Below are 25,224 nucleotides of genomic sequence, written 5' to 3' on the forward strand. Positions count from 1 at the left end.
GAAGCTGGAAGGCGCCGTCAGCCGACGGCCGAGGTCTGTGAAGGATGGCGCATGACGGAAGAGATCGCGGCGGCCGGAACCGCCGACGCGGTGCGGGAGCAGACGGCACCGCGACGACGCGGCTGGGTGATCTTCCTCCGCGACGTCGTCGTCATCCTGCTCATCGCGGTGCTGGTCTCCTTCCTCGTGAAGACCTTCGTCGTGCGCAGTTTCTACATCCCCTCCGGTTCGATGGAGAACACGCTGCTCGTCAAGGACCGGATCCTCGTCGATGAGATCACCCCGCACTGGAACGGCTATCACCGCGGCGACGTCGTGGTCTTCAAGGATCCGGGTGGCTGGCTGCCGCCGGCGCCGCCGCAGCCGCCGCGATCCCCGCTGCTCGAGGCAGGGGAGTGGTTCCTCACCCTGATCGGGGTCGCCGCCCCCGACTCGGACGACCATCTCGTCAAGCGCCTCATCGGTCTGCCCGGCGACCATGTCGTGTGCTGCAACTCGCTGGGCCAGATCACCGTCAACGGCGCCCCGATCGATGAGTCGTCGTATCTCAAGCCGGGCGTGGGCGACGCGCGTGCCTCCAGCATCCCGTTCGATGTCACGGTGCCCAAGGGCGCCGTCTGGGTGCTCGGTGACAACCGCACCCGTTCCGAGGACTCCCGCTATCACCAGGATCAGCCCGGAGGCGGGTTCGTGCCGATGGGGAACATCGTCGGGCGTGCCTTCCTGACCACCTGGCCGTTCGACCGATTCGGCCTCATCGACGGCCACTACGCCGTGTTCAACGGGGTGTCCACTCCGAAGCAGCAGGGGCGCCGTCGTGGCGGTCGTCGAGCCTAGCCTCGTCCTCGAACGGCGACTGCTGCGAGAGCACCCGCATCTGATCGCCCTGGACGAGGTGGGGCGGGGCGCGCTGGCGGGACCCGTGGCCGTGGGCGCGACGGTCGTCGATGCCGCGGCTGCACGTCGACGCGTGCCGCAGGGGCTGCGGGACTCGAAGCTCGTGCCGGAGAGGCGCCGGCCCGAGGTCGCCGAGCGCGCCGGTGCATGGGCGCCGGCGAACGCCGTGGGCTGGGCCTCGAGCGCGGAGATCGACGAGGTCGGCATCATGCGCGCGCTGGGACTCGCCGCATCCCGTGCGATCATCGCCGCCTGCGGGGACGCGTGGGAGGCGTCATCGGCGCTGGTGATCCTCGACGGCAACCACGACTACGTCTCGGCGGTGCACCCCGGCCGCCTGACCGTGCGCTCGATCATCAAGGCCGACCGCGACTGCGCCTCCGTGGCTGCCGCCTCGGTGCTGGCCAAGGTGGCCCGTGACGCTCTCATGGTCGACCTCGCCCCGGAGTTCCCCGACTACCAGTGGGATCGGAACAAGGGCTACGCCAGCATCGAGCACCGCGAGGCGATCCGCCTGCGCGGTCTGACCCGCCACCACCGCTCATCCTGGGCGATCGCCGACGCGCCCACTCTGTTCTGACCGCGGCGCGAGGATGCGGCCTCGCGGATCCGGCTCTCGTAGGATGGGGGGATCATGGATGACGACGCCTTCGACGACTACGACCGTGAGCTCGAACTCGCCCTGTACCGCGAGTACCGCGACGTCGTCCTGCAGTTCCAGTACGTGGTCGAGACCGAGCGCCGCTTCTATCTCGCCAACGAGGTCAACGTCGTGCGCCGGGACACCGAGCACGACTTCTACTTCGAAGTGTCCATGAACGACGTCTGGGTGTGGGACATCTATCGCGCCGACCGCTTCGTGAAGTCCGTGCGCGTCCTCACGTTCAAGGACGTGAACGTCGAGGAGCTGTCGCGCCGCGAGTTCGAGCTGCCGCAGGAGCTCTCGCTCGACGGCGAGTGATGCGAGCGATGGCGCCGCGCGATCGCGTCTGACGCGCCTGCCGCTCCGGGCGTGATCGTCCTCCCCAGGCGGATGATCCCGCCGATTGCGCACGGGTTGCGCGGACGGCGCTCCACGCCTGCATGGCGGCGGCCAGGCTGTCGGTCATGGCAGCCAAGGACGATCTCGGACGCGCGGGGGAGGACCGCGCCGCCGCGCACCTGACCCGACTCGGATACCGGATCATCGACCGCAACTGGCGGTGCGATCAGGGCGAGCTCGACATCGTCGCGCAGCGCGGCGACGCGTTGGCGTTCGTCGAGGTGAAGACCCGGCGCACCCTCGACTACGGCCACCCGTTCGAGGCGATCGACGAGCGCAAACGACAGCGACTGTGGCGGCTCGTGCACGTGTGGGTGCGGGAGCACCCGATGGCGAGCAGGGGGCGGGCGCTGCGGCTCGAGGCCATCGGGATCGTGGGCGCGGACCCGGCGATCGGATCCCTCGAGCACCTGCAGGACCTGCGATGACCGCGCGCACCTGGGCGGTGGCCCTGACCGGGCTGAACGGGCACATGGTCGACGTCGAGGCCGACCTCTCCCAGCAGACCCCCGGGTTCGATCTCATCGGGCTGGCGGATCGCGCGCTCGGCGAGGCCGTGCGTCGCGTGCACAACGCCTGCCGCAACAGCGGTCTCGACCTGCCGCGGCGCAAGCTCACGGTGAACCTGTCACCTGCGAGCCTGCCCAAACACGGCTCGGCGTTCGACCTCGCTATCGCGATCGCGGCGTTCGGTACGACCGGGGCGCTCGACGAGGTCTCCCTCGCCCGCACCGTGCACCTCGGCGAACTCGGACTGGACGGGCGGCTGCGTCCGATTCCGGGCGTGCTGCCGGCCCTGCACGCGGCACGGGAGGCCGGCTTCGAGCGGGCGGTGGTGCCCGTGGCGAACGAGGCGGAGGCGCGACTGGTGCCGGGCCTCGACGTGCATGCTGCGGTGAGCCTCGCCCACGTGGCGCTGCTGCACGGCGCCGACCTCGCGGACCTCGGCGAGCCGGAACCGGTGCTCGCCGCGGTCACGCCGGCGACGAGCGGCCCCGCGCCGGAGCTGGCGGATGTGATCGGGCAGGACGAGGCGGTCGCCGCCCTCGTGGCCGCGGCGGCGGGAGGGCACCATCTGCTCCTGTCCGGTCCGCCCGGTGCCGGCAAGACCATGCTCGCGCGCAGACTCGCGGGGATCCTGCCCGACCTCGACGAGGAACTGGCACTCGAGGCGGCGTCGATCCGCTCCTTGATGGGGGAGAACCTGACCCGGCTGGACCGGCGCCCGCCGTTCGTGGCGCCTCATCACAGCGCGTCGGTCGCGGCCATGATCGGGGGCGGATCCCGGGCGGCCCGGCCGGGTGCGATCGCCCGCGCACACGGTGGGCTGCTCTTCCTCGACGAGGCGGCCGAGGCACCGGGCGGCGTCCTGGACGCACTCCGGCAGCCGCTGGAGGCGGGCATGATCGAGATCCATCGTGCGGAGTTCACCACGCGCTTCCCCGCGCGGTTCCAGCTCGTGTTGGCCACGAACCCGTGTCCGTGCGGGGTCTTCGGCGTGGTCGGTGAGGAGTGCATCTGCCCGCCCTCCGCGATCCGGCGCTATGCGGGGCGACTCTCCGGTCCGATTCGGGACCGGCTCGACATCGAGGTGCGGGTCGCCCGCGTCTCCGCCGCTCAGGTCAGCACGCAGGAGCGCGGCGCGCTCTCGACACTCGACGCACGAGGACAGGTCGAGGAGGCCCGCCACCGCGCGGCGCGGCGCTGGAAGGGCACGCCCTGGCGGCTCAACGCGCATGTGCCGGGGACATGGTTGCGGCAGGGCGACTTCCGGCTTCCGGTCGAGGCGCGTGCGCCCCTGGACCGCGCGCTGCAGCGCGGGGCGCTCACGCTGCGCGGATACGACAGGGTTCTACGGCTGGCATGGTCGGTGGCCGATCTGGCAGGGGCGGATGCTCCCGGGCTCGACCATGTGGGGCGCGCCCTGTTCCTGAAGAAGGGGATGACGGCATGAGCATGACGGAACGGGGCTCGACGGCGGCGAACGCGGCGGATGGGGCGAGGCGCGCACTCGGTGCCGCGGAGCTCGTGGCCCGGCTGCGCGCCGTGCGTGAGGACGAGCGCTTCCGCGAGGCGGCCGCCCGTGTCCGTCCCGATGCGGAACTGCCCGCGGTGCGGGACAGCATGATCTGGAGCCTCATCACGGAGCCCGGCGATGGCGTCGCGGGCGCACTCGTGGCGGCGCTCGGAGCCGAGGAGGCGCTGGATGTCATGGCGAACGGCTACGGCGACGACGGGGCGGAGGACGAGGCTCGGCCCGCACGGGGAGCGCTGCGGGACGGGCGGCGCCGCTGGGCGCCCCGGCTCGACCCTCTGCTGCATCTCGGCGCGTTGCGCACCGCTGCGCGCATCGGTGCGACCCTGCTGCTGCCGGCTGACGCGGAGTGGCCGTCGTGCGCCGCAGACCTGGGCGCGCATGCTCCGCTCGCGCTGTGGCTGCGCGGAGATGCGGCGGTGCTGGCCAGCCACGGCGTCGCGCTCGTCGGCGCCAGGGCGTCCTCGAGCTACGGCGAGCACGTCGCGGGAGAACTGGCCGGGGAGCTCGCCGCCGAGGGGCGCGTGATCTTCTCCGGAGGGGCGTACGGGATCGACGGCACGGCGCACCGCGCAGCGCTTCGCGCCGGAGGGGAGACCGTGGCGGTGCTCGCGGGAGGAGTGGACCGGCCCTATCCGAGCGGGCATGCGCAGCTGTTCGAGCGGATCGTGTCGAGTGGTGCGCTGGTGACGGAGGTGGCTTGCGGCGTCGCGCCGACCAGATGGCGATTCCTGGCCGAGAAACGCAAGTTATATGTATGAGCGTTTGAGCGTCAACTAGTCGCCGTCAGCCGTGTTGATCGGCCCCGTGTTTCCGCGGGCCAGCTCCTCAAGCTTCCGCGTCAAGCGATCGTTCTCCTCGCGGAGCGCGGAGAGGGTGCCGTTCGTTTGCTTGTCGATCTTCTGAATCTGCTCACCCTGACGGCCCAGGGCATAGAACGTACCGCCCGCTGTGGTCGCTAGACCCAGGATCGTGATGAGCAGCGTAGCGAAGTCCTTGGCGCCCTCTGGCGCGAAGATCGCCATAGCGACCGCACCGAGCAGCCCGACTGCGGCCAGGCAAACGAACGTGATGAATACAGCGGTCTTGTTCATCCGCATACCTTCCATGTAGTGCCGTCCCAGGCCTTGAGCTGGCAGACCTTCCACTGAGTGCCGTCCCACGCTCGTAGGATCGTGGGCTGCCACGTGGTGCCGTTCCAATGCTTGAAGCCGGACAGAGTTGTTGCGTTGGTGATTGCGGAGGACGCGCTGTACCCGCGGGCGTTGTGCGCGTAAACCCTCCAGTAGTACTTGGTTCCCGGTGTCAGGCCGGAGACAACGGCGGTCGTCGCGCCAGCGCTCTGCGGGAAGTCGGTGTAGGTGCCGAAGGCCGGATCGGTTGAGCGGCGGAGCAACATCTGATCGATGCTCGAACCGCCGTTGCCAGGGATCGTCCACGTCAGACGCATGGACGTCGGTCCAAGCTCAGATGCCACGGGCGCACCCGGCGTTGCGGGCACGGTCGAGCGGAACACAAAGTCCGTGAAGCTCGCGGCTCCACCGAGGCCGTAGGTGCCGGTGTTGTACTGCGAAATGGTGACGTTCTGAGAGGTCGTCACGGTCCAGGCACCGAGTAGGCGTGAGCCGAAGCCTGCGCCTAGGGAGACGGTGCCACCGACACCTACACCGTTGACGACACCGCCCCACTGATAACCGCCGTCGTTGGTTGCGGGGTCGGAGCAGCGTACCCACAACTCCACACGGTCCCAACCGTTATCTACGATGCTGAGCGTTCCTGCCGCTCCTACTGCGTGGTCTGCCATGCGCTTACACCGGCTGCGCCCATAGCGTGCCTACGACAAGGTTCGTCGTCGGCGCGGTCGCGCTCACACGGATGCGGCGCTTCTCCTGTGCGATGTAGTCACGGGTCTTGTTCTCTTCCGTGTCAATCGTGTTCAGTAGCGCGCTACCGGGCACTAGGTCCATGCCCTCGGCTAGCGCATCATCTCCAATGGCCATGTTGTTCCTCCTTAGTTCGAGTCGATAGAGCCGATAGCGGCATCGATGGTTCCTGTAGCGAGGTCGATTGCGCCCTCGGGGGTGTCTGCGGTTCGGGATGAGATCCGCATACGGTCGTTGCTCAGGTCGAACTCAACGGAGTCCGTCGTACCGAGCTGGATAGGTGTGCCGTCTAGGCGGACAAGTAGCTCTTGCTCTGCGCGCGCGTCCCAGTCGGAGACGGTCTCCAGCGTCAGAGTGCGCCCCTTCGCCTGTGCGCGCTCCACGGCATAGCGGGCGCGTCCCGGCCCTGGATACTCTCTGCGGACCTCACGGCGAACGATCTTGGTCGGCGTGGGCGTGAGGAAGTACGAGTCGTCCTGTCGCCGCTCAGCGCCGTTAGCGTCTGGCCAGGCGTACGAGTAAACCGCACCGTCGAACCAATCGTCAGACTCGCGCGAGGTCTCCTCGTCGGCGGCAATGATGTTCACGCCGTACGAGAGGTTCAGGGCACCCGGCGCACGGTATCCGTCCTTGCGCAGGGTCCACTTCTGATTCTCGTCACACACAAGGCGGAAGCCTTGGCTCTGGAGAATCGGACTCAGGAAGTCCACGCCGCCCTGACCGGCGCGCCATGTGAACAACTCTCGTGGACGCTCGACCACGGCCTCACGCTCGGAGGGGCTGTTGTCTGCCGTGTCGCGCCACTTGTAGCCGTACGCGGGCGTGCTCGGGCGGCTACCGAAGAAGTACTCTGCGCCGTCCGCCTCGGGCATGGCGGGATCAACCTCTTGCAGGCTGAACTGTGACCATGTGATGTTGCCCGAGGTACCGCCGTGGTAGACGCGGAAGAACACATCGGAAGTGCCCTGCGGGACCGTGAACTTGACCGAGACGCGAGTACCGGCAACGGCTCCAGAGGATGCCGTGTTGGGTACCTGCGGGCTGTGCCAGACCTTGTAAGCCGGTGAGAAGCCGCCGCCTGTCGCGTGCACGACAAGCGCACGCTGGCGCGGGAGTGTGGTGCCGGTGTTCATGTCCGTGTCTACGGGGCCGGAACCGCCGATGACCGTTCGTACTGCGCCGTTCGCGGAGAATACGTAGGTCTTTCCGATCTGGACGCCGAAGTTCATTCCGTTGACCGCGCCGACCGTCACATACCCGTCATTGCTCGTCGGCGTGTGGATGTGCACACCGTTGTGAGCTACGCCGTTGATCGGCCCCGGCTGCGCGGTGTCAACGGCTGTCGTGACATTCGCCTGTGACCACTGGCCCGCCGTGCCGATGTAGCGCGGATCCTTGATGAGGTTGACGGCATCCCAATAGGGCGTGACGTTAGCGTCGTCGGTACCCGGCTCCAGGCTCGCGCCGATCTTGGAGAGCACATAGTTCGTCAGAGCGCGGATAGAGCTGGCGTACTGGCGCGGCGTGGTGTCATCCGCGAGCGGCCCCACATCCTGAAGCACGGCCTCATCGGACGCAAGGGACAGCTCTACGTCACCGGTCGCACGGTTCGGGCGCACCTTGCGGAGTGACAGATTGAACGTGCGGCTCTTGATGAGGGCACCGGTCTTGGACCCAGCCGTGATGATGACGCGGCGCTTCAGCCGCGGATCGAAGTTCACGAGCTGCGCCGTGTCGGTGACGGGCACCGTCAGAGAAGCGTCTACGTGCGGAAAGCGTGCGACATCGAGTGTGATGCGTCCGGCCTTGATTGAGAGCGGCACGTTGGCGTACGGCACCCCGAGCACGAGAGCGGCGGAGTAGGTGTGTAGCGAGACGGTCAAGGCGTCACCTCTTGGAAGGGGACGCTCAGAGTCCAGTGATCGCGGGTCTCAGGGTCGAGCTTCAGGGATAGCGCCTGCGATTCGGGCACCACGAACGACATGCTCACGGTGCGTTCGTCAGAGGACAGCACGAACACGGCGGGATCGCTCAGGGCGTTCCATGCCATGTTTGCATCGGCCTCGACGGCGAAGAGTAGCGAGAGCGTACCCGTCTTCATTCCGGCAGGGCGGAGCGTGATGTCCGGGTTCGTGCGCCCAAGGATGGGATGCACGATAGAGCCGCCCGAGCGGGACGCCTCGAAACCATCGATCAGGATAGGTGTGATGGTTGTAGCACCGGCTGTGATTGTCGTAGCCATTAGTCCCAGGTACCTCCGGAATCGACCTTCACGCGGCCATACATTGTGAAGCTGCGTCCGTCGTTATCGCTCATGAATCGGTTGACGGCCTGCTGTGCATTCCAGACAGCCGCGTTCAGATTGAGAACAACGTCACGGCCATTGACAGAGTTGATGATGCCGTCGGCGTCACCCTTGAACTTGGAGAGATCCGCGGTCGCCTTACCGGTCTGCGCGTCGATGAGAACTTGCTTGCCGTCCGGCAGGGTGAAGACGCTATTACCCACCGCGTCAATCTCGATGGAAGCGTTGTCGGCGTGAGAGACGATGTTTAGAAGCGACTGCGAGTACTCATCCGCGCGAGCCGCACCCGCGGACATCTCGCCGGTCAGCTTGTTGAATGCGTCGTAGCCCTGCGATGTCTCGTCCTTGAGGGTGCGCATCTCGTGGCTGAGCCCGCGGGTGTTGCCGCCCACGGTCTCGATAGCATCGCTGACCGTCTGAGAGTTGGACGCTAGGTTGTCCTCCACGACACCGAGCGCGGTCATGTCTCCGGCCATAGCGTTGATCGCGTCAGAGGTCGAGACGTGCCAATTCTTGGCGTTCTTGACGGCCTCGGCGTAACGGTCCTTGTCGGTGTAGATCGCTTCGACCGTGGCGAAGTCGGCTAGCGCGCCCTCCATCGTGGAGAGCCCACCAATGTAGGCGGCGGTCCAATCCGCGATTCGCTGTTGACGCTCCTCCTCTTGCTTCTGGATCTCTTGGAATCCAGCGATGAGAAGACCGATACCTGCGGCTCCACCCGCGAGCGCGAGGGACGCACCGAGCCCGCCGACCGATCCGGCGAGACCACCGAACACGTCCTGAGCTACCTGCGGCAGGTCTTCAAGGTCGCCGCGGAAGCTGGAGAACGTCTCTCCAAGGTTCTGCTTCAGCTCGCCGGAGACCTCTTCACCCGCGTCCCCGAGCTTGCGGAGCGGGTCAGGCTTGATGTCCCTTACGGAGTCGTCCAGCTTCTCGGCTGCGCGAGACATCTCACGGAAGCTGCGCTCTACCTTGTCCGCGTTCCGGTCGGCATCGCGCGCCATGTCGTCGAGCGAGTCGGCTACCTTGTCGAACTCCTTCGATAGATCCTTGACGTTGCTCTGTGCCTGGCGAGTGTTCGCGAGAATATCAACGGAGAGTGCCATTATTCCTGAACTCCTTCCAGGGCCTTGGCGATGGTCTTAACGGTTGTCTGCACGTACAGTGACGCTGCACGCGGAATGTAATTGCGAACCGCGGGGAAGAATACGTATCCCTTGCTGCGGCGCGGCTTGATCTGCGGCATAGAGCGGGTGACGGAATGGGATCCGCCCTTCTTGCTCTTGCGCTGATAGGTCACGGGCTTCTGCTCACGTCCGAACTCCACGGCTGCGTAATCGGTCTTCGGGTTCAGACCGCCCGACAGAGCGCGACCCTTGGCCGCGCTCTGTAGGCGCATGTTCTGATTCGACACGGACACCACAGCGGTGTTCACGATGACCGCAGATTCGAGCCTTGTATTAGAACGCTCGGCTAGTTCCTTCTTGAACTCGGGAGTAGCGAGAGCCTTCGAATGCACTCGAATCTGTTTCTGTATCGTCTTGTCCAGACCGCGAATCGCGAGGATTGTCGCCATAAGCTCTGGAGACTTGAAAACGTCAATCCTCATGACGGGCCTTACGCGATAGTTACGGACGGCTCACCGACAACGGCAACCTGAATTGTTGCTGTTGCGACAGTGTCGATATCTCCACCGATGGTTCCCGGGGCAACAATGATCGTCGCGGTTACGGTTGCGGCGGTTCCTGTGGCGGGCTTCTTTGGCTTGAACTCGATAGTTACGGGCTTACCCTGATTCGTCTTCAGGTACTGAGACAGGCTGTTTGACGTGGTCCAGTCCTGCGCGAAGGTAAGGGTTCCGTCGTAGACGGGTGTCGACATGAACGCATACTGAGATGCGGGCGACATTCCCTTCCACCGCACAATGTTGGAGGTCGGCTCGAAACGCACCGTTGTGAGGCTCGCCTCATATGTATCGGTTCCGATCTTCACCGACACGTCGTTTAGAAAGATGGGCTGTACTGGAATTGCGGCCATGATTTATTCCTCCGGCTCTGTTGGTGTGTCCGCGGCGAGGAACATCGGGGATACCTCTGCGGGGGTTGTGGTGATGTAAAGGGGGATGTCGATTGCCAGGCGGTCGTTGTAACCGACAATGCTCGGCGCATCGTGCATGAACCGCGGGCCTAGATAGTCCTCGGCTGCGTTCATGTATTCCTCAAGGTCGTCTCCGGCCCGATCCAAATCGGTGCGTGCAGAGATGATCGTGAGAAGAAGCTCCACGCGCTTAGCTCTCAGCGGCGCGGTGGGCTCCCGGCGCAAACCCTTGAGGCGGATAAGTGCGGTGTCCTGTGCGAGCTGGTCTAGCTCGCGCTCGGTGGCGATGACGCGGAGCTGAGAGAGGATCGGATCCTCGGCCCAGTCCTCGCGGAACAGTGCTTCTATGTCCTTACGAAGGCTCATGCGATTGCTCCTAGTCCTTGTTCGGGGCGGAGCATCTGCTTAACTGCCCAGTCGAGCGGGTACGTGTTGACGCCGTATCCGCTGCCGTCGAAGTCGCCACCAGACACGGGCGCAACTCCGGCGTTCGCCATGTTGCGGGCCTGCGTGATGATCGCCAGGAAGTAGTTCTCTGGAATCTCGGGCGGAGCCGGAACGAACACGTTCGGTCGGTAGGTCTCGGCGGATGCTGACGCGTTTACCGCGCCCTCCCATGCGTAGGTGCGGCCTAGGCGCGTGGGTGTGTCTCCGGAGAACCACAGCCCCGCATAGTCACCCGCGAAGATGCCGATCTGGTCAAACCACGTGTTCTGTGTCGCGGACGGGTAGAGCACCGCGGGACCGTTGATGTTCTCCCGGACCTCGCTGATTACGTCCCCGGGGTCTCGGCGCGTGGCGAGCAGCGTATTAGCGCCGGGGATGTTCGCTACCGTGACGGTCGGGTTCGCGCCGGTCGGGATCGTCCGCATCGACATGTTGCCGTCTGTCGCCCAGATACCGGAACGGATCGGCACACAGTTGGATGCGACGACACCAGGCACGAGAACGGCGGTCAGCTCGCTTATGCTCGCGTTCGCCGCACCGACCCACCGAGTAGAGAAGTCGGCGTCCGGCGCGCTCTGTCCGGCACCGTCGAAGTACGGTCCAGGGGTCGCTACGTCTAGCTCTAGTAGCGCCTCGTCCACATAGAACGTGATCGCCTGCGCGGTGCTGCGCGTACGCACGATGATGTACGGGTTGAGTCCGCTGTTCGCGCGGTTGTTCGGCATCGTCACGAGCTGCCAAGCACCCGTGCCGGTGAAGGGAACGCTCGTGCTCGGCCCACCCGTGGAGTTGCCTAGCGCCTCCATGTTCGCGCCGACCGGGGCGAATACCCACACTGACGCCGCATAGGGCCGATTCAGGTACATCCCCGGGACGGTGTACGTGCTGGAGTACACACCCTCACCCGACGTTGCTCCCGCGGTAACTACCTGGAGAGACGCTGTGCCTCGGTGCGCCTGCGTGGTGACGCGCGAGATCGTGGCGGAGTTTGTGACCGTCCACAGAGAAGCGTCGGTCTCGAAGCTCGGATTGCGAATGACGTTCTGGCGCAGGACAACCGTGTTGCCCGCCGTGCCGATGGACGGATCCGGGAAGAGGTTCCGACTCATCACCGTAGGCGGACCGAGAACGATCGTGCCGTTGACGGGGTTGACCGGGAGCGGAGGGGCGTAAGCAAGGCACTGCGATTTGGCCACCGACAGATACATTTCTGCGGTCGCCAAATCACCCGGCATATCGCGCCAGTATGGCGCTGCCGTTGTAGGTGTCGGGAATGTGTACGACATTGCTTACGCCCCAGCCGTTTAGACGACAGTCACAGAGCGGATAGCAGCAGCGTTGTTAACGATTGCAGCCCAGTAGGCGAACACCGCAACGTCAACTCCACCGTTGTGCACAGCCAGACCCTCAACGCGGATCGGAGCTCCGCCACCCAGGGTGTAGAACGTGGCCGCTTCCTTGGCACCGACGATGACCTTTCCGGTACCGACGTTTCCGGGCTGAATGCTGAACGACTCAACGTCTCCAGCCTCAAGACCGAATCCAGCGTTCAGGTATGCCAGCTTGTCCTTGTCGGCCATCATTACGATGTCGCGCCACAGCTCAGGCGAGACAATGGCGAAGCTCGGCGCGTTGTCCGTGTTGATAACACCGAGAGCACCGTCGACGATTGCGGCGAGACCCTTCGGCACACCGGCAGGGACGGTTCCGGGCGCGGTAACCGTAGCGGCACCGGTAATGGTCGAAAGCACCTTGGCATCGAGCTTGCGAGCGACATCCTCAGTCTGGAGACGCATGTAGGACGCAATAACTTCGGTGTTTCCAAAGTCGTAGTACTTGCGGTCAATCTTGTTTCCACCCGCGATGATCGCGGCCTGTGCGGTTACAGGAATGGTGTCAAGCGCGCTGGTGGGAACCTCGGCGAGGTTACCGGCGTAGTCGCCTACGGTCGGCTCCTTGGTGGCGTCCCACTTCCAGCCGGTCACTGTCGGGGAGAGCAGCGTTCCGGAGTTAATGAGCGGCGTGTAGCGGCTGCGGTAGGGGCGGCGCTGCCACAGCTCGCGGACAGCCTGCGGGACGGTAACGTCCGCCTCAATCGTCACGGTCGAAGGACCGGACGCCTGGAGGTTCTGAACGGCGAACGCGGCACCCGCGTTTGCGAACGGGGCGAGAGCTTCAGGGTTGCTCTGTCGGTTGGCAATTGCCGCGAATAGTGCGGCCTCGTTGTCGTTGGCTGCCGGTGATACTGCGCCCGGCGCGTCAGGAACGATAGAAGACACGGTGTCTTCCTCCATTTCGTTAGTTGGGTTCTCCTGCGCCGGGGCGGCGTCAGGGGTCTTGTCCTCGGCCTCTTCGGCCTCGGGGGTTTCGGGGTCTTCCTCGGCGTCGGGCGCGAGGGCGAATAGACCGGCAGAGGCGAATGCGCCTTCGGTCACGAGGGCCGCGCCTGAGATACGGGCGCTCAAGCCGTCAGCGGCGAACCGCACTTCGGCGCTGAGCTTGCGGAGCTTGTCCTTCTGACGGCTCAGCCATGAGTCGGCCTCATCGGTGTCGGCGAGTTGGAAGGTTGCTTCTACGCCGCGCTCGGTCTTCTTCAGCTCGGTTGCGCGGCCTACCGGGTCGTATCGGTCGTGCTCGCGGTTCAGAGTGACGACGGACACATCACGCGGGATGTTGATGGTGTCGGCGGTGAAGACCACGCCCGTCTGTCCCGTGCTGTTAGTACGGCTCGGCTCACCGAACGGCACGAGCAGACCGCGAAGGGTGCGCGCCTCGGGGTCGTAGGTGAAATCGCCGTAGCTCTCTAGATGAGAAGCGGAATCATTCTCAATAAGAGAGTCGGAAGGGGCTAGTTCTTCGGACATGGGGTTACTCCTGAGGGGCGGGAGACGCGGGAGTCTCTACCGGCTGGGTCTCGTCCGACGCTGCGCCGTGGCGGTCGTTCGGGACATTGATGAGGTTGGAACGGTCGAAGCGCACGACGGACCCGAGAGGCGTCACGTCCGGCATGGACAGGCGCGCCTCAATCGGAGCTAGCCAGTACTCCAGCCAGTCGATAAGACTCGTGCGCTGTCCCTCGGTCGTCACGTAGGTCAGGGACGCTGTAGCGGTCGAGCCGTCGAGCAGGGATGCGGGGAGATTGAGCGCGTTCGCAACGTCCAGACGTAGGGCGTTGAATGCCGTGTCGAACATCTCCGGCTTTGTGTCGCCGTGCGTCTGCATGGTGACCTTGGCAGGCAGGAATCCGACCATGCCGTTTTCCTGTGCGCGCTTGTTGCCCCAGGCTTCTACGAACGCCTCAGCCTCGGCCTGTGTGACCGTGTTCGGCGTTGTCTCCTGAAGGACGGTCATCGGGATGGGGTTGCGGGCCTTGGAAACGCGGGTACGGCTCAAGGCTCGCCATGCGCGGATCGTGTCTGCGCTGGTCGTGAGCACGCCCTCATCCGGCCCTTGGAAGAGGATCACGGAGTCGGGATCCTGGACGTGTGCGCCGTTGACGCTCACGCCGGTCGGAGAATTGGCGTCGAACGTCCAGCGCTGAGGGGCAATGCGCACGGCGTCGAGAATCGGTGCGTGTGCTGCCCCCTCAGTCTTGGCTCCACGGCGGACGCCCCAGAGGCTCCAGCCGTTGAAGATCAGGTCATCGAGCGTGAGCGCCATTCGGTGCCACGGCGTCTGAAACGTGCCTGTATTAGAGAACCAATTCGGCTGGCGCTTTGCGGCGGTCCAACCGCTGCCGTCGAGCTTGCCAAGCTCAAGGGGAAGATCGGCGCATGAACCGGTGATGATCGCACGGCCACGCTTTACCGGAGGAACAGTCATTGCCGCATTGCGATCCACTGCGTCCACGGAAGCGAAATGGTCACTGTACACAAGCGTGGTGACATTGGACTCGACGGGCCACAGAGAATAGGGCACCTGCACTCCAGAGGCGGTGGAAGAAACCACACCGCCCCCGGAGCCGAAGAAGAGGTTAGAAAGCCATGTCATGTTACATACAATTATCCGGCATAATGCACAGGGCTATTTGCTGGAAATGTGCAATAGGTTATGCAGCCATGACAGGCCCGAATGAGATCGCTTGCGCAGTCTCGTCGTAATAGTGCAGCCCGAGCGCAAAGGCTTCTAGCGTGCTGAGGTCGAGTCCCGCTTGCTTGCCGCGACCGAACGCCCACGAGTTAGCGCCAGCGGGCCGGCGTACGGCACTCTTCGCTGCGGTGTCAAGCGGGCCTTGCGTCCAGTGCACAGCGTTGCCCGCGTTGATTTCCTTGGTCAGCAGCGCGTGAGCAACGGGTACCTCAGTGAAACCTCGCTCCACCATGTGCGGCGCGGGAACGAACCGAGCCATAATCTCGACCTCGGCGCGGGTGCTCTTGTTGCCGCCGTCGAAGATCACCGGGTGCCCGTGCTCGCGACTCTTCTTCGCCGCCGCGTCAGCGAGCCAGGTAACGCCCTTGCGATGGTCGATGACGTATCCGCACGCCTTGCCGTCGTCATCGCGCCACACGGCCACGAGAGAGCCGAAGTCACCGAAGAAGGACGTACCCATGACCAACGCGAAGTGCTCAGGCACGTCCGGTGTATCGGTGCGTCCAGCGTCGATCCAGGCTTGAACGTTGATCGGCCCCGCACCCTCACCGAGCGTGCCGAAGATGCCGCCGTACTCTCGCGCGAATCGTCCCGGTCTATTGAGGTACGCCACAAAGCGCTTACGCACCTTCTCCACGGTCGTCAGCCCGGATGCGATGCCGGGGTGCATTGCCTCGGTTAGCTCACGGCCACGCGCGAACGGGTGTTCGTCGTCCGGCTCCCATGCGCTCATAGCGTCGGGCTCGGTGTCCTCGGGGATCGCGTAGCGGACTACGCCGTACTCGGGATTCTCCAGACCCTCAAAGAGCATCTGCCCCTTGCGGAAGTCTCCAGCGGTACCCGTGAGGATCATCTGCCCGTCTCGGGTGTCGAAGGTGGAGAGGATCGCGCCCTTCAGGTCGTCGGCCTGCTCGGGGCTCGCCTCTCCAGCCTCATCGATCCAGACCGCATCGTAGGAACTACCGCGGAAGGCTGCGCCCTTCGCGGTCTTCGCTGTGAGGCGTGAGCCGTTCGGGAACTTGACGTACATCGCGCCCTTGCCTCGGTAGTTCCGGAAGGGGCGGGAGTCCACATCCTCGCCGTGCGCAAGCTCCAGCACGTCCTGGATCGTCTGTTCGAAGACCTCGCCCGTCTTGTTCGCGAGCGTGGTCAGCGTCAGCGCTGCGTTGTAGCGCGGTCTCAGGGCGCACCGGCCCACAAGGATGATCGCGAGGGTTGTCGTCTTGCCTGCCTGGCGCGGAATCAGGATCGCCGACTCCTCACGGCCCGCCGTGAGCATGTCTGAGATGATGAGCTGGTGCGCCTTGGGGAACTCCACGCCCAGCAGCTCGCAACCGCGAATGAACTCATCCCGGCTCTGTTGAGTCGTCACAAGCTCTGTGCAATTGAGTGGCTTCAGCGCGGTCTCACGGTACGAAATCCAGCCCTCTTCGCTCCTGAGGGATTCGAGCGTTTCTCGTGAGGATTTCTCGCTGGCAGCGTTAAGCGGGTTGTCACGGTCACTCAAAAGAATCACCGACCAACGCACTCAACGCATCGAGATACATACGGATGCGCGAGAATCTTCGAGCTTGATCGTCAGCGTCCGTACTCTCGCGGATAGCTGCGGCCTCGGTGTTGATAGCAGCGAGCAGCACAGGGAATGTGATGTCGTGTGCGTACTCCACGCTCACCACCCCGACCCGGTAGGAGGTAGACGCTTGTCGTCAGCAGCACGGCGTTGGGCTGCGCGCTTGGCTCCACCCTCCGCCGCCCCCGCCCTGCGGTTGCACGCGCGGTGTGCTGCACCTACCCGGCTCATGTCCAGGGGCTGCGTGGGGTCCACGTTGTGACTGACGATGTGCGCCACGTCGAACGCCTCGCCGGGATACACCACGCCTCGGCACCCTGGCGCACGATAGGCGTTCACACAGGGTGCAGGCAGCGAGGCAGCGAGGATGGGCCGCGCCTTCTTGCTGAATGCAGCCCACTCTTTGCTGCGATGGAAGCGGGTCACTCGGCTACCGCCTCACGCTTACGCGCGCGGTAGACCATGCGGTAGGCAGCGTTAGCCTGTCGGCACGTTAGGCCGGTCTCAGGATCGCCAGGGCAATCCTGACGACAGCGATGGTTGTTGTAGGTGCCGATGGTTCCGTGTCTTGGTTCTCGGGGAATAGCCGCCCCGGATCGGCTGGGTAGTGGAACGTCGTCTGTCACGCTGCATCACCCTCGTAAGCCTCTAGCTCGGCTACGAATGCCTCATATCCCATGACTGCAACGTCGCGTGCCGTTAGCCCCGCGGCGATTGCGCGTCTCGCAAACTCTTCCAGCATGGCCAGGGCCTCAGGGCCGGGGTTGTCGTAGTATGCGCGCAGAGTGTTGTTCTTTTCCATGTGAACTATTTTACCGGCAATTGCACAAGGTGATATTATGGAAGCTCATTATCCATCCGTGGATAGTGTGTACTGCAACACACTCCTTGATACGGGGCCGGTGTTGAATAACCTCGACAAGACAGACCCGCCTGAACCGGAGTAGGGACGCATACGCACATGCTCCCCGGTGTAGGGCGGGTTTGTTGTTTGTCAAGGGCAGCAGGGCAGGGCAGGGCACAGCGCAACCTCTCTCTACTACCCCCTTTTTATATAGTCCCCTTAGACTTTAAGAGAAAGGGTGCCCTACCTGCCCTATGCCTTAGGAGAGTAGGGAAAGGTCCTGCCCCATCGCCTGCCCTACAGGGCACTTTCACTTGCCCCGTGCCTGCCCTGGATCTGAATGCGCGAAGCTGAGAGTTTGCCTATTGTAATCCTGGCAATTAGCGCGTAGTCCAGAGCTCCACCACTACATATTGGGTATACACCATGTCAAGCGCCGTTTGATTATATAAACGGCCAGAATCACATTGTGCAATAGGTGCCATAATGGTTATACGGAGCCGCCCAGGGCTAAACGCCGGAAGTCCGCTCCGAACCTCTTAAACCCGGACTGTAAGACCAACCCACAAGCCGGGGACGCTCTCCTGTTGTTGGTCCGGTAGCAGGGCGTCCCCACTCTCTTTGAAAGGTCCACAATGGACACCCACCCAACCGCGCGGGAGTTGCCCGCGCAGGACAGACACACGGAGTTCAACCTCCCGACTCGCCTCCTCATCGACGACAAGCCGTACACCTACGATCCCTATCTGAACGCCTGGACGAACGGCCTCGGCGTTGAGCTGAGCGGCTGGACGATCATGCACGGCATGAGCCTCAACCTGAGAGTTGAGGTTGCCCGATGAGCGCCGGAACGCCCGCATACCGTGGCGACAACTACTTCGACCCGAAGCACGGATTCATGACGCTCAAGCTCGCGAAGGCTGTTGCGCACGATCTTGGCGTCGGCCCTGACGGTGAGCTGTGGCTGTACGAGTCCGGCGTATGGCGTCCGGCCCCGGAAGAGCTTGTCCGCCGCATCGTCTCTGAGTTGGGGAACCGCTACCGCCGTAGCTATGTCGCCTCGGTCGAAGACACGGTGAAGTCCTCAGGCATCCCGCGTATCCCTGCGGAGCCTCAGGGCGGCGTGAAGTGGGCTCCGCTTATCAACCTGAAGAATGGCGTCTACAACTGGCAGACGGACTACTTCCAGGGCCACAGTCCTGAGCACCTGTCTACGCTGCAACTTCCGATCACATACCGAAAGGGCGCTGACTGCCCCAACTTCCTGAAGTGGCTTGATGAGGTTGTGCCGGGTGACATGCACGCCCTTGTGTGGGAGGTCATCGGCTACATGCTCATGATCGGTAACCCGCTTTCGACGGCGATTCTTCTCCTCGGCCCTGGCGGCACCGGCAAGAGCACGTTTCTGCGGGTGTTGGAGGAGATGCTAGGCCGGGAGAACATCGCGACCGAGAGCCTTAAGAGCCTCAGCGAAAACAGGTTCGCTGCGGCCTCCCTGTACGGCAAGACGGCGAATATCCTCGGCGACCTGGACGACTCATACCTCAAGGACGCGAGCCTGTTCAAGGCGATCACCGGAGGTGACACCCTCACCGCTGAGCGGAAGTACCGCGACTCTTTCCCGTTCCGCCCGTATGCGGTGCCGGTCTTCTCTGCCAATAAGGTCTGGCGGTCGTCTGACGATTCAGACGGCTACTTTCGACGTTGGACCGTCCTGCCGTTTACGACGAAGCTGGATCGCTCTCAGAGGTTCGATGAGGGCAAGCTGTACGCGGAGACACCGGGGATCTTCAATCGTGCGATGGACGCCCTGCGCGACCTCCACGAACGTGGAGAGTTCGACGTACGCGGGACCGCACGAGAGGCACGCGAAGAGTTCGAGCAGGATTCCGACCCGATGCGTCTATGGCTTGCACAGGATGATCTTGTGGACGCCGACAGAGGCAATGAGAGCCTGCGCACGAAGCGCGCGGATCTCTTCGCCCGCTACAAGACGTGGTGCCAGGCGAACGACTACAAGCACTCCAGTAACTCCGGTGAGTTCTACAAGAGCCTCAAGGGCCTGGGATACAACACGGACCACAAGTCGAACGGTAATCGCTACGTGGTCGGGATCCGGGTCTACATTCCAGGAATGGCGGGTGTCCAGTGATCGCCCTCGGGATCGCAATCGGATTCTTCGCGGCGCTCGGTTCCGCGCTCGCCCTGTTGTTTGTTAAGGTGCGCTCATGAGTCTGAAAGCCGCTGTAATCTCCCTCGCCGTCGTCATCGCGGTTGTCGGCGGTATCCTCATCGCCGTCTTGGTCAACATGCACAATGCGAACTTGGAAGCCGACTACCGTTCGTGCGTCACGGCGAACACGGGCGAGTCTCTCGACGCGAAGGCCGCTCGCTGTTACAGCTCGATTTACGGCGAATGAAAAGACCCCCGGGAAACCGGGGGTCTTTCTCGTTACGCGACCTCTACGCGATCCGGGCCACGGCCCTTGTGCACCTTGATTGTCAGATTGCCGATGACCTCGCGCTTATCGGACAGGGGCAGCTCCGCCCACTCCTCGGCCCACCATGCCGCGCCCTCCTCGTCGTTGAGCGTCCCGGCGAGCTTGGCGCGGATTCGGCCCACCACATCGCCCGCCACGGTGCGCACGCGCAGGGCGTCAACCTCAGCCGTAAGCTGCGTGACCTCACGCCCGAGCACAGCAAGCCGCTTGGTCAGGGCGGCGGTGTCTGCGCCCTCCAGCTCAAACATGGCTTGCACCGCACCACGCTTCCGCTGCGCCTCTGCGAGCTTCTGCACGGCCTCCTGTAGCTCCTCCGGCTCCGCGCCGGGATCGAGCCTCAGCAGGTACGAGAAGGCCTCCCACATGAGCACATCGTCCAGGATCTCCCGCTTGATCGCCGGGTGCGACAGGTCGCCCTTGCACAAGTAATACGCCCCCTGCTTCACCATGCGGGCGTCACAGATTCCACAGCGCGCAATGCCGCTCGCAAGGTACTGAATCGTGTTGCCCGGTGAGGTCCGACGCTCGGGGGCCGCAAGGACCGCCTGAACCTTCTCCCAGTCCTCGCGGCTCACGATGCGGGCAACCTCCGGCGCGGCCTCGTAGCGCTCGCCCCCAAACGGGATCCAGCCCGCGTAAGCCGGGTTGGTGAGCATTTCCCGGATCCGGACAGGCGGCTTGCCGAAGGCCTTCGCGATACCGAAGATCGAGCCGCCCGACAGTACCTCTGCGAACGCCCACCGCACGCGGTCGGCCTCCTCGGTGCGCTCCTCGATGTTCCCCGGCTCATACCCGAACCGACGCTTGCCGGGGACCGGCAGACCGCGCCGGGTTACCCGGTCGATGTTCGCGCGCTTCTGGCGCTCGGCCTTACGCCGAACCTCGAAGCGGGCGATGCTGGCGAGCATGGTTGCGCGGAACTCACCGTCAGCCGTCGTGAGGTCGATCTCACCGTCAACGGTCAACACCTTGGCCCCCGTGTCGGTGAGCGCGAGGAGATCCGACACGCTACGCACAAGGCGGTCCATGTCCACGCCAACAATGTGCGTGAAGCGACCCGCCTTGGCGTCCCGGAGAAGATCCGCCCAACGGCTCTTAGCGCGGCTCTTGGACGCGCTCACGGCGTTGTCCGCGTAGGTCTCCACGAGAGTCCAGCCGCGCGACTTCAGCAGCGCCTCACAGCGCTTGATACCGCGGGTGATGCCCTCGGCCTGGTCTACAGACTGGCGAACGTAGATCGCGGCCTTGACAGATTCGGTCATACATATAGCCTACGGTTCCTGCGCGCAATCGTCTGATCAGCGCGCTCTCCGCCGCGACCGTCGTGGTCGAGGCCGGACAGCGCAGCGGGTCGTTGAACACGGCGGGGCACGCGGCCGCGCTCGGCAGACCGCTCGGCGCCGTCCCGGGGCCGATCACGTCGACGGCGTCGGAGGGCTGCCACCGGCTGCTGCGGGACTACGACGCGCGCTGCATCACCTCTGTCGCCGACGTGCGCGAGTTGCTCGGCATCGCCACGGCTGCGCCGCCGATGATCACCACCGAGGATCCGGATATGGTGCGCCTCGCCGATGCCCTGAACGTGCGCACGCCGCGCAGCATCGCCGAATTGGCGCAGCGCAGCGGACTGAGCGCGGATCGAGTCGAGGCGCTCCTCGGCATCCTGGAACTGGACGGCAGCGCGGTCCGCTCCGAGCGGGGGTGGCGCAGCATCGTGCAGTGAGGTCCTGCAGCTCGAGATCATGGGTCCCGCGCGTGCTCCCGCCGGTGCCGGGCTGCGGAGCGCATGCTGGAGCCATGCGCGTATCAGAAGCCGCCACGGCGTTCACGACGCACCTCGCTCAGGTGCGGCGGCTGTCACCGGCGACGGTGCGCGCGTACCGGTCGGATCTCGCCGATCTCGCGGCGGCGACGGCGGACGCTCCCCTCGGCGACGTGGATCTCGAAGCGCTGCGGGACTGGCTGTGGCGCGCCACGCAAAGAGGTGACGCACGATCGACGCTGGCGCGTCGCACGGCCGCGGTGCGCTCGTTCTTCGCCTGGGCCACCGAGGCGGGGCTGGTCCCGCACGACCCCGCATTGCGCCTCGTGACGCCCAAGCGCGGACGCACGCTGCCGGCGGTGGCGTCGGCCGACGCGATGCGCGTCCTGCTCGACGAGGCGCGCGACGCCGCCCTCGACGGGGATCCTGTCCGACTGAGGGACAGCGCGATCCTGGAGCTGCTGTACGGGTCGGGCATGCGCGTCTCCGAGTTGTGCGGGCTCGCCGTCGACGACATCGACCTCGACCGCGGCACTGCTCGCGTGCTCGGGAAGGGCGGCAGGGAGCGGGTCGTCCCCTTCGGCGCCCCGGCTCGTGATGCGGTCGCCTCGTACCTGCGCCGCGCCCGCCCCGTGCTCGTCGCTCGTGCGGAGGAGACCGGTCCTGCGCTGTTCCGCGGCGCGCGCGGGGGAGCGCTGGGATCGCGCGCGGTGTACGAGCTGGTCGCCCGCGTGCTCGCGCCGGTCATCGGTGCGGAGACGGTCGGACCGCATGCGCTCCGCCACTCCGCTGCCACGCACCTGCTCGACGGGGGAGCAGACCTGCGAGCGGTGCAGGAGATCCTCGGTCACGCGAGTCTGGGGACCACCCAGATCTACACGCACGTCTCGGCGGAGCGCCTCGCGGCGAGTTACCGGCTCGCGCATCCACGGGCGTGACGGGGCGGCGATAACGGCTCTCGTCGCGGCGGGACGATCGTCAGCAGCCACGGGAGCCGCAGGGCAGCAGCACCGCCCGCGGCACGTCGCCGAACAGCAGCATCGGATTGACGTAGGCGCCGTTCCAGCGCACGCCGATGTGCAGCGCCCCCGCCGGCGTGTGCCCGCCGGTGGAGACCGTCGCGATCACGTCCCCGCGATGCACCGTCGCGCCGGGAGCGAGCGCCGACTGTGCGGGCTCGAGCGTGGTGACCAAGCCGTTGCCGTGGTCGATCGTCAGCAGCGGGCGATCGACGACCGTGCCCAGGTAAGCGACCACGCCATCGGCCGGAGCCCTGACGTCGTCGATCGCGGCGATGTCCATGCCGCGGTGTCCCGGTCCGTAGTCGTGCGCGGGAGCTCGGAACGGCACGATCACCGAGCGGGCGCCCTCGGCGGGCCAGAGCCAGTCATGGTCCGGCAGGGGAGAGGGGGCGCTGCCCGAGCCGCGCCCCGCCGCAGGGCCCGACCCCGCCGCCGGGGTCAGACCAGGGGACGGCCCGCCTCTCTGGAGCGGGGCTCCGCCGTCCGCCCGGGCAGGATGCCCGCAGGCGGCCGCCGTGGGCGCCGCAGCCGGCAGCGTCACAGGGATGAGTCCGCCGAGCAGCGCGGCCGCGATCGCGAGCAGCCGGATCGGCCGGCGACGGATCGCCGCCGAGCAGCGAGGGGTGCGAAGGGAGCCCATCCCCTGATCCTGCGCCGCGCGGCGATCGCGCGGCGTGCGTTCCGCGCGATCGGTGCAGAGTCGGTGCGGCCGCCGGATTGTGCGGACGGATCGGGTGCGACCCCCCCGTCGCGACCCTGATATGCTTGCAGGGCATCCCGTCTATCGGGGTGACTACGCGTGCCCACAGCGTTCAACGTGGCGAACACTCCAAAGGTCTCTCGGAAGAGAGCGGAGTGCGCGCCGGGCACCAGGATCGCCGATCGCCCGATCGGCAGCACAACCTCAACAAGCAAGGAGCACGACCATGGCCGTCGTCACCATCCGCCAGCTGCTCGACAGCGGCGTTCACTTCGGACACCAGACCCGCCGGTGGAACCCGAAGGTGAAGCGCTTCATCCTCACGGAGCGCAGCGGAATCCACATCATCGACCTGCAGCAGTCGCTCGGCTACATCGACAAGGCCTACGACTTCGTCAAGGAGACGGTCGCGCACGGCGGCACCATCCTCTTCGTGGGCACCAAGAAGCAGGCGCAGGAGATCCTCGCCGAGCAGGCCACCCGCGTGGGCCAGCCCTACGTCAACCAGCGCTGGCTCGGTGGTCTTCTCACGAACTTCACCACCATCGCGAAGCGTCTCGCCCGCATGAAGGAGCTCGAGGAGCTCGACTACGAGAACCCGGCCGCCTCGGGCTTCACGAAGAAGGAGCTGCTGCTCAAGAAGCGCGAGCTCGACAAGCTGCACAAGTCGCTGGGTGGCATCCGCAACCTGACCAAGACCCCGTCGGCCCTGTGGGTCGTCGACGCCAAGCGCGAGCACCTCGCCATCGACGAGGCCAAGAAGCTCGGCATCCCGGTGATCGGCATCCTCGACACCAACGCGGACCCGGATGACTTCCAGTACCCGATCCCCGGCAACGACGACGCGATCCGCTCCGTCTCGCTGCTGACCCGCATCATCGCCGACGCCGCGGCCGAGGGCCTGCAGCTCAAGCACAACCCGGACGCCGGCGACGCCGAGCCGCTCGCCGAGTGGGAGCAGGAGCTCCTCGAGGGCGTCGACGCGCAGACCGCCGCCACCGAGTCCGCTGCGGACGAGGCCGGCGCCGAGGCGCACGACGAGGCGATCGCCGCTGCTGCGGACGAGACGGCGACCGAGGTCGCCGACGCCGAGTCGGCCGACAAGTAATCGCGGTCCGTCGGAGGGTGTAAGCCCTCCGACCCGCAACCACCACGCACACATACGAAGCAAGGAGCCACCACAACATGGCCAACTTCACCATCGCCGACATCAAGGCGCTGCGTGAGCAGCTCGGAACGGGAATGGTCGACACCAAGAAGGCGCTCGAGGAGGCCGACGGAGACGTCGAGAAGGCCGTCGAGATCCTTCGCCTGAAGGGTGCGAAGGGCAACGCCAAGCGCGCTGACCGTTCCACCAGCGAGGGCCTGGTCGTCGCGCGCGAGCAGGACGGCGCCGTGACGCTCGTCGAGCTCGCCTGCGAGACGGACTTCGTCGCGAAGAACGAGCGCTTCATCGCTCTGGCCGACAAGGTCGCCGACGCCGCGGCCGCCATCAAGGCCGACTCCGTCGAGGCCGCCCTCGCGGCGGACGCCGGTGGTCAGACCGTCGAGCAGCTGATCTCGGACGAGGCGGCGATCATCGGCGAGAAGGTCGAGCTGCGTCGCGTCGCGACCATCTCGGGCGAGCGCACCGAGGTCTACCTGCACCGCACGAGCAAGGACCTCCCGCCGCAGATCGGCGTCGTCGTCGCCTACACGGGTGACGACGCGGAGACCGCTCGCAGCATCGCGCAGCACATCTCGTTCGCGAACCCGTCCTACCTCACCCGTGAGGACGTCCCGGCCGCGGACGTGGAGAAGGAGCGCGAGATCGTCACCGAGATCTCCCGCAACGAGGGCAAGCCCGAGGCCGCCCTGCCGAAGATCGTCGAGGGTCGCGTGACCGCGTTCTTCAAGCAGGTCGCCCTGCTCGAGCAGGACTACGCCAAGGACAACAAGCTGTCCGTGGGCCAGGTCGCGAAGGACGCCGGTCTGAACGTGACCGGCTTCGCCCGCTTCAAGGTCGGCGCGTAACAGCATCGAAGGGGTTC

General features: G+C 65.3%; 29 protein-coding genes and 1 pseudogene. 14 read left to right on the top strand and 16 right to left on the bottom strand.

The genetic code is table 11. The features are described 5' to 3' along the window. Positions 1-51 precede the first annotated feature (51 nt). The 6 genes from lepB to LXM50_RS01580 all read left to right on the top strand — a co-directional run bounded on the left by lepB (position 52) and on the right by LXM50_RS01580 (position 4,735). Positions 52-837, top strand: coding sequence for a signal peptidase I (gene lepB, locus LXM50_RS01555; RefSeq protein ID WP_233309347.1), 786 nt, complete (start codon positions 52-54; stop codon positions 835-837). Next, a complete protein-coding gene (locus tag LXM50_RS01560) occupies positions 818-1,477 on the top strand; it encodes a ribonuclease HII (RefSeq protein WP_233309348.1) in 660 nt (219 codons plus the stop codon). Before lepB ends, LXM50_RS01560 begins: the two co-directional genes overlap by 20 nt. Before the next feature lie 54 nt (positions 1,478-1,531). After that, positions 1,532-1,858 (top strand): DUF2469 family protein, encoded by a 327-nt coding sequence (locus LXM50_RS01565; protein WP_045273217.1) that lies wholly within the window; start codon positions 1,532-1,534, stop codon positions 1,856-1,858. A gap of 146 nt (positions 1,859-2,004) precedes the next feature. Continuing rightward, the gene (locus LXM50_RS01570; RefSeq protein WP_374107786.1) at positions 2,005-2,367 is read left to right on the top strand and encodes a YraN family protein; all 363 of its coding nucleotides are present in this window, start codon (positions 2,005-2,007) and stop codon (positions 2,365-2,367) included. Then, positions 2,364-3,893, top strand: coding sequence for a YifB family Mg chelatase-like AAA ATPase (locus LXM50_RS01575; RefSeq protein ID WP_233309349.1), 1,530 nt, complete (start codon positions 2,364-2,366; stop codon positions 3,891-3,893). Before LXM50_RS01570 ends, LXM50_RS01575 begins: the two co-directional genes overlap by 4 nt. Further along, a complete protein-coding gene (locus LXM50_RS01580) occupies positions 3,890-4,735 on the top strand; it encodes a DNA-processing protein DprA (protein WP_233309350.1) in 846 nt (281 codons plus the stop codon). Before LXM50_RS01575 ends, LXM50_RS01580 begins: the two co-directional genes overlap by 4 nt. A 15-nt stretch (positions 4,736-4,750) precedes the next feature. Here the strand turns inward: LXM50_RS01580 and LXM50_RS01585 are convergent, their stop codons facing one another. The 14 genes from LXM50_RS01585 to LXM50_RS01650 all read right to left on the bottom strand — a co-directional run bounded on the left by LXM50_RS01585 (position 4,751) and on the right by LXM50_RS01650 (position 17,167). Continuing rightward, complete coding sequence (locus tag LXM50_RS01585; RefSeq protein ID WP_233309351.1) at positions 4,751-5,068, bottom strand: hypothetical protein; 318 nt, start codon at positions 5,066-5,068, stop codon at positions 4,751-4,753. Beyond that, positions 5,065-5,778 carry a fibronectin type III domain-containing protein gene (locus tag LXM50_RS01590; RefSeq protein ID WP_233309352.1) on the bottom strand — a complete coding sequence of 238 codons (714 nt, stop codon included), beginning with the start codon at positions 5,776-5,778 and terminating at the stop codon, positions 5,065-5,067. The genes LXM50_RS01585 and LXM50_RS01590 overlap by 4 nt, the downstream gene beginning before the upstream one ends. Positions 5,779-5,782: 4 nt before the next feature. Continuing rightward, positions 5,783-5,974, bottom strand: a complete 192-nt coding sequence (locus LXM50_RS01595) for a hypothetical protein (protein ID WP_233309353.1) — start codon at positions 5,972-5,974, stop codon at positions 5,783-5,785. A gap of 11 nt (positions 5,975-5,985) precedes the next feature. Then, positions 5,986-7,740, bottom strand: coding sequence for a hypothetical protein (locus LXM50_RS01600; protein WP_233309354.1), 1,755 nt, complete (start codon positions 7,738-7,740; stop codon positions 5,986-5,988). Next, positions 7,737-8,099 carry a hypothetical protein gene (locus LXM50_RS01605; protein ID WP_233309355.1) on the bottom strand — a complete coding sequence of 121 codons (363 nt, stop codon included), beginning with the start codon at positions 8,097-8,099 and terminating at the stop codon, positions 7,737-7,739. Before LXM50_RS01605 ends, LXM50_RS01600 begins: the two co-directional genes overlap by 4 nt. Continuing rightward, positions 8,099-9,268 (bottom strand): hypothetical protein, encoded by a 1,170-nt coding sequence (locus LXM50_RS01610; protein ID WP_233309356.1) that lies wholly within the window; start codon positions 9,266-9,268, stop codon positions 8,099-8,101. The genes LXM50_RS01605 and LXM50_RS01610 overlap by 1 nt, the downstream gene beginning before the upstream one ends. Then, the gene (locus LXM50_RS01615) at positions 9,268-9,771 is read right to left on the bottom strand and encodes a hypothetical protein (RefSeq protein ID WP_233309357.1); all 504 of its coding nucleotides are present in this window, start codon (positions 9,769-9,771) and stop codon (positions 9,268-9,270) included. The genes LXM50_RS01610 and LXM50_RS01615 overlap by 1 nt, the downstream gene beginning before the upstream one ends. An 8-nt stretch (positions 9,772-9,779) precedes the next feature. After that, complete coding sequence (locus tag LXM50_RS01620) at positions 9,780-10,199, bottom strand: hypothetical protein (protein WP_233309358.1); 420 nt, start codon at positions 10,197-10,199, stop codon at positions 9,780-9,782. 3 nt (positions 10,200-10,202) lie between these two features. Then, positions 10,203-10,625, bottom strand: coding sequence for a hypothetical protein (locus LXM50_RS01625; RefSeq protein ID WP_233309359.1), 423 nt, complete (start codon positions 10,623-10,625; stop codon positions 10,203-10,205). After that, the gene (locus tag LXM50_RS01630) at positions 10,622-11,941 is read right to left on the bottom strand and encodes an LpqB family beta-propeller domain-containing protein (RefSeq protein ID WP_233309360.1); all 1,320 of its coding nucleotides are present in this window, start codon (positions 11,939-11,941) and stop codon (positions 10,622-10,624) included. The genes LXM50_RS01625 and LXM50_RS01630 overlap by 4 nt, the downstream gene beginning before the upstream one ends. A gap of 69 nt (positions 11,942-12,010) precedes the next feature. Next, a complete protein-coding gene (locus LXM50_RS01635) occupies positions 12,011-13,570 on the bottom strand; it encodes a hypothetical protein (RefSeq protein WP_233309361.1) in 1,560 nt (519 codons plus the stop codon). Positions 13,571-13,574: 4 nt separating this feature from the next. Then, positions 13,575-14,696: a hypothetical protein gene (locus tag LXM50_RS01640; protein ID WP_233309362.1), complete on the bottom strand. Its 1,122-nt coding sequence runs from the start codon at positions 14,694-14,696 to the stop codon at positions 13,575-13,577. 58 nt (positions 14,697-14,754) lie between these two features. Continuing rightward, complete coding sequence (locus tag LXM50_RS01645) at positions 14,755-16,311, bottom strand: terminase large subunit domain-containing protein (RefSeq protein ID WP_233309363.1); 1,557 nt, start codon at positions 16,309-16,311, stop codon at positions 14,755-14,757. 676 nt (positions 16,312-16,987) lie between these two features. Further along, positions 16,988-17,167, bottom strand: a complete 180-nt coding sequence (locus tag LXM50_RS01650) for a hypothetical protein (protein ID WP_233309364.1) — start codon at positions 17,165-17,167, stop codon at positions 16,988-16,990. A gap of 677 nt (positions 17,168-17,844) precedes the next feature. Between LXM50_RS01650 and LXM50_RS01655 the strand changes: the two genes are divergently transcribed. The 3 genes from LXM50_RS01655 (at position 17,845) to LXM50_RS01665 (ending at position 19,629) form a co-directional block, all read left to right on the top strand. Then, positions 17,845-18,051 (top strand): hypothetical protein, encoded by a 207-nt coding sequence (locus LXM50_RS01655; protein ID WP_233309365.1) that lies wholly within the window; start codon positions 17,845-17,847, stop codon positions 18,049-18,051. Then, positions 18,048-19,361 carry a phage/plasmid primase, P4 family gene (locus tag LXM50_RS01660; RefSeq protein WP_233309366.1) on the top strand — a complete coding sequence of 438 codons (1,314 nt, stop codon included), beginning with the start codon at positions 18,048-18,050 and terminating at the stop codon, positions 19,359-19,361. Before LXM50_RS01655 ends, LXM50_RS01660 begins: the two co-directional genes overlap by 4 nt. Before the next feature lie 76 nt (positions 19,362-19,437). Beyond that, the gene (locus tag LXM50_RS01665; protein WP_233309367.1) at positions 19,438-19,629 is read left to right on the top strand and encodes a hypothetical protein; all 192 of its coding nucleotides are present in this window, start codon (positions 19,438-19,440) and stop codon (positions 19,627-19,629) included. Positions 19,630-19,661: 32 nt separating this feature from the next. Here the strand turns inward: LXM50_RS01665 and LXM50_RS01670 are convergent, their stop codons facing one another. Further along, a complete protein-coding gene (locus LXM50_RS01670; protein WP_233309368.1) occupies positions 19,662-20,972 on the bottom strand; it encodes a recombinase family protein in 1,311 nt (436 codons plus the stop codon). Between the two features lie 26 nt (positions 20,973-20,998). On the opposite strand from LXM50_RS01670, the pseudogene LXM50_RS18805 reads away from it, so the two are divergent. The 3 genes and pseudogenes from LXM50_RS18805 to LXM50_RS01680 all read left to right on the top strand — a co-directional run. Continuing rightward, positions 20,999-21,175, top strand: a pseudogene (locus tag LXM50_RS18805) (DNA-processing protein DprA); the annotation flags it as partial. Between the two features lie 66 nt (positions 21,176-21,241). Next, positions 21,242-21,433 (top strand): hypothetical protein, encoded by a 192-nt coding sequence (locus LXM50_RS18810; RefSeq protein ID WP_374107792.1) that lies wholly within the window; start codon positions 21,242-21,244, stop codon positions 21,431-21,433. 74 nt (positions 21,434-21,507) lie between these two features. Beyond that, positions 21,508-22,410: a tyrosine recombinase XerC gene (locus tag LXM50_RS01680; protein ID WP_233309370.1), complete on the top strand. Its 903-nt coding sequence runs from the start codon at positions 21,508-21,510 to the stop codon at positions 22,408-22,410. 40 nt (positions 22,411-22,450) lie between these two features. On the opposite strand, the gene LXM50_RS01685 is transcribed toward LXM50_RS01680, so the two are convergent. Then, a complete protein-coding gene (locus tag LXM50_RS01685) occupies positions 22,451-23,134 on the bottom strand; it encodes a murein hydrolase activator EnvC (RefSeq protein ID WP_233309371.1) in 684 nt (227 codons plus the stop codon). 286 nt (positions 23,135-23,420) lie between these two features. Between LXM50_RS01685 and rpsB the strand changes: the two genes are divergently transcribed. Both rpsB and tsf read left to right on the top strand, forming a co-directional pair. After that, positions 23,421-24,302 carry a 30S ribosomal protein S2 gene (gene rpsB, locus LXM50_RS01690; RefSeq protein WP_233309372.1) on the top strand — a complete coding sequence of 294 codons (882 nt, stop codon included), beginning with the start codon at positions 23,421-23,423 and terminating at the stop codon, positions 24,300-24,302. Positions 24,303-24,379: 77 nt separating this feature from the next. Further along, entirely contained in the window at positions 24,380-25,207 is an 828-nt protein-coding gene (gene tsf / locus LXM50_RS01695) for a translation elongation factor Ts (RefSeq protein WP_233309373.1), read from the top strand. The last annotated feature ends 17 nt before the right edge of the window (positions 25,208-25,224 follow it).

It is taken from the genome of Microbacterium sp. Au-Mic1 (genome assembly GCF_021341785.1).
Taxonomy (GTDB): Bacteria; Actinomycetota; Actinomycetes; order Actinomycetales; family Microbacteriaceae; genus Microbacterium.